General features: G+C 46.2%; 5 protein-coding genes. 1 reads left to right on the top strand and 4 read right to left on the bottom strand.

Going from position 1 to position 3560, the window contains the following annotated elements; all coding sequences use genetic code 11:
- The 4 genes from AC075L_RS08180 to AC075L_RS08165 form a co-directional block, all read right to left on the bottom strand.
- The coding region (locus AC075L_RS08180; protein WP_476387531.1) for a hypothetical protein at window positions 1-669 on the bottom strand (669 nt) is incomplete at its 3' end.
- Window positions 670-726: 57 nt separating this feature from the next.
- Complete coding sequence (locus AC075L_RS08175) at window positions 727-924, bottom strand: hypothetical protein (protein ID WP_476387530.1); 198 nt, start codon at window positions 922-924, stop codon at window positions 727-729.
- A gap of 115 nt (window positions 925-1039) precedes the next feature.
- Entirely contained in the window at window positions 1040-2110 is a 1071-nt protein-coding gene (locus tag AC075L_RS08170) for a DNA cytosine methyltransferase (protein ID WP_476387532.1), read from the bottom strand.
- Window positions 2040-2585, bottom strand: coding sequence for a DNA cytosine methyltransferase (locus AC075L_RS08165; RefSeq protein ID WP_476387529.1), 546 nt, complete (start codon window positions 2583-2585; stop codon window positions 2040-2042). Before AC075L_RS08165 ends, AC075L_RS08170 begins: the two co-directional genes overlap by 71 nt.
- Window positions 2586-2709: 124 nt before the next feature.
- Between AC075L_RS08165 and AC075L_RS08160 the strand changes: the two genes are divergently transcribed.
- The gene (locus tag AC075L_RS08160) at window positions 2710-3528 is read left to right on the top strand and encodes a hypothetical protein (protein WP_476387528.1); all 819 of its coding nucleotides are present in this window, start codon (window positions 2710-2712) and stop codon (window positions 3526-3528) included.
- Window positions 3529-3560: the final 32 nt, after the last annotated feature.

The following is a 3560-nucleotide window of genomic DNA, read 5'->3' as shown; positions in this document are numbered from 1 at the left end:
CCAGTAATGCGCCAAAAGTGACTGGAACAGCTCCGTATTCTCATCCAATCGTTTCTTATCTTCTGAGAAAATTACTGCGGTTGTAGTTACAGAAAAGAAATGATTTTTCATTACTGAAAAAGATTCGTCTGTCCGGCTGTCAGGAAGATCATACCCTTTCTGTTTCCAGGACTTTCGCCCTTTTCTTTCTGCCGTATGACCGTCCATTCCATCACAGTGCATACTGATGATGGAGTAGAGAAATCCAGAGCCATCAGCTCTGAAATTATACTTTCTGAAAGCGAAAATGGTTCGATCTTCCAGACTTCTTGCGTACATATCCCCGACTCTCGCATGATCCTCGAAGTACTCCAGCGTTTTGGGAACCAGAAATTCCTTCGAACTCATTCCTTTTACTCGCATACATTTCCAGAATGATTCCGACGTCGAATCCTCTTCCAGCCGCAAAGCCCACCACATATTCTCATCGACGGAAAGAGTTGGCTCCATATGATAAGTGTCATACAAAACAGAAAATGTCTGCGTAAGAGGCACGATATTTGCACCGCATTCCACGATCTTTGTGTTAATGTCATTAAAAATCTGTCTGGCAGTGTCAATACTGACCGCTTCTGCTGAAACGATGGAAAAACTTATAAAGCAGCTGTACGGATTCCTCCGCGGCAACATTCCTGCAGTACGCTGTCTGCTGTATATGTATTCTGGTGCCAAACGAAACCAAAAGATTTAAAAACATCTTTTTGACATCCGCGGACCTTTGTGTATCCGGCACTGCATCACAGTTCGGCATGCACAGGTCTGATCTGCCAGTCTTATGATACCGTTTTTGTAGGCTTTCTGATAGGGAATACGGTCTTTCTCTGACAGCACCTGCTCTTGTGCAGCTGCCTGTTTCTTTGGGGTGGAAGAATGTAATATTCTCATTTACGGTACTCCTTTCCATAATCTTTATGATAAACAAGCAATAACTCCTGTCTGTTTTTAGCATAAAAAAGGTTTTTTTGATTCTTATACGACAAAAAAGACAGCCGAAGCTGTCTTATGCAAAAGAAAACTGTCCGTTTTGCTGCTGGGATACCTGTACAAAAGGAACCCTGTCATGCTGGTACAGATAAGGGCAGTTAGCAGAAACGATCGCCTTACTCATGGATGGCACGACCGCATTCCCAATCTTGGCTACCTGCTCCGCGGTAGGGATACGGTGCCACCTGGAATCATGCGAAATATCGTAATCATCCGGGAACCCATTCCCCCGTTTTAATTCCTCCACGGAGAGCATCCGCAGATGGATATTCAAAAGCACTCTTCCGTCATGCAGCACAGTAATGAGGGAAAAACGTTCCTTGGTCACAATGGTCCTGAGCGGTTTGTCTATGCTTTGGCCGATATCGGATCCATAATAGAGCATCAGGAACTGACTGACCTGATGTGCCCGCTCAAGAACAGCCCTGTCTGCCTGGTTCAAGGAACCTTTATCTGTTGTTTTTACTGAAACCAGGCCAAAGTGTCCCGGGCTGGTGGTAATGGTGTGGAGAGGCTCCTCGATCGACTGCCCGATCCCGCTCTTGTAGAATTTGGTCAGAAACTGTTCTATCTGCATGGCCTTTGTGCTTACCAGCCCCATTCCCAGTTTCCTGGTCATGGTAGGGAGCGGTTCGTTTACTGACTGCCCGCGGAATCCGTCCCCGGAATGGTTGACATGGACAATAAACGGCTCCTCTCCGTTTAAGACATATTTCCTGATCCCCATGGCAATCCGCCTCTGCGTGTTTTCTGCCAATGGTTTTTTACGGTCAAAGATCGACTGCCCGTAATTATCCAGATCAAGAATGGAGGATGCCGGTACCCACGCAGGAAGACCAACTCCATCTTTGCTGTTGGTGGGTTTTGGCCATCGTATCGCACGGTGGTCGCTTCGGATCACTGCATACCAGCGCTTTCTTGTGGTCGGGGCACCGTAGTCTGCGGCGCAAAGTTCCCGGCTGTCGAAGTCATATCCTAAGCACTTTGTGTACCCGTCTCTTACTACCTGGCACTTATCACAGAACCTCCTGCATTCCGCTGGGGCATCTGCAATCCGGCCGTCCGGTTCCAGATTTCCATGGGACATATGGGCTACAAAACATCTGTAGCAGATACCGGTAAGACTTTTTACCGGCTGTCCCCAAACCGGGAACATCTTCCCTGTCCTCGATCGGACACCAGCCCTGGATCTCTGCCACGTTCTCCATACAGATCACTTCCGGATGGATCTGTGCTGCATGGAAATATACCGCATAAGGGAGCATCCGTATCCCCTGTTTCCTTGGAGTCTTACCTTTCGCTTTGCTGAAATGGGTGCAGTCCGGTGATGCCCAGATCAGGGATACCTTTCTTCCGGCAACAAACCGTTCCACTTCAGAGGTAAAGATATCTTCCGTCATATGGTATGTCGATGGATGGTTCCTGGAATGAAGCCGGATCGCTGTCTGGTCATGGTTTACGGCAAAATCCACCTTTACGCCAAATTCTTCGATCCCGACACTTGCACCTCCTGCTCCGCAGAAAAAATCCCCAACCAATCCTCTTTCGTTTTTGTCTTGCATATCTGTTTCTCCTTTCGCTTTTGTCTTGCAATGGAAAAATGAAGAATAGCAGGGAAAACAAAAATTTCATCTTTTCTTTTGGTTTCATCATTTTTTTACAGCAAACAAACGAAAGGAGAAAAAGATGAAGACAACAAAGCAAATATATCTCTTGATGGAAAAGAAAGGAAGGGAGCTTGCAGCACTGGCGGAAGGACTGGATAAGATCATTGTAACGGAGGAAACCCTGAGAAATATGTTTGATGGGAAAGAAACGGATTCCGTTAATGCATCACCCATTCTGGAGAAAGGGGTTTCCGTTCAGATTGGAGACAAGATAAAAGATTATCTAATCTTTGAGGTCATGGACAGTGAAGAAGATTCGTTTAAGATCCACTGCGAATCCTATCAGGAATATTGTGGAAAAGAAAAAACACTTCCGGCAGCAACTCCTCTCTGGGCTTATACTGCGGATATTTCCGTATCTTTTGGAGAGGAGATATCCATTTCTGCAGAATCGTTTGATAATGCATTTGTCAGTGTCTACCGGAAGCAGAAGTTATTTGAGAAGGCAGACCAGTATATGCGGGAGAATGTGGAGCCAGGTACACAGAATATCATTGGATTCATCCGCGTGATGGCATTCATTAATTATCTGAGCGAGCATCCTGAGCTTAAGGAAATGGAAAATAAAGCAGACGTAGGGAAAAGCAGGAACAAGATTTCCGCGGATAAGCAACCGGCCAGGAAATCCCCACGTGTCATTTCGCTTAACGGCATCCGGGTACTTTCCTCAAATGAAAAACTGACGAGGAAACTCCGCAGCAAAACCCGCCAGAGACTGACGGAAGCCTGGTGCGTCCGCGGACATTGCAGACACTATAAGACTGGAAAGACAGTCTATGTTAAACCATACATGAAAGGACATGGAAAAACGGTTCCAAAAGAGTATAAGCTGTCTTAAGAAAAATCCTGCCGTCTGGTATATAAACGGCG

This window comes from Blautia sp. ZXY-1-B12 (genome assembly GCF_056339915.1).
Note: the sequence above shows the minus strand (reverse complement) of the source record. Positions and strands in the feature narration are given on the sequence as shown.